Origin of the sequence: Vibrio sp. OPT41, assembly GCF_015163595.1 — a bacterium.
Lineage (GTDB): Bacteria > Pseudomonadota > Gammaproteobacteria > Enterobacterales > Vibrionaceae > Vibrio > Vibrio alginolyticus.
Genome location: NZ_JADDYH010000104.1, coordinates 1 through 200, shown reverse-complemented (window position 1 = coordinate 200; position 200 = coordinate 1). Strand labels below are relative to the sequence as shown.

The following is a 200-nucleotide window of genomic DNA, read 5'->3' as shown; positions in this document are numbered from 1 at the left end:
CGTTACTCATGTCAGCATTCGCACTTCTGATACGTCCAGCATGCGTTACCACACACCTTCAACCGCTTACAGAACGCTCCCCTACCCAATGCACTAAAAGTGCATTGCCGCAGCTTCGGTTTACTACTTAGCCCCGTTACATCTTCCGCGCAGGCCGACTCGACCAGTGAGCTATTACGCTTTCTTTAAATGATGGCTGC

General features: G+C 51.0%; 1 rRNA gene. It reads right to left on the bottom strand.

Annotated features, from left to right (window positions below):
- A 23S ribosomal RNA gene (locus IQP38_RS26080) occupies positions 1-200 on the bottom strand; the annotation flags it as partial.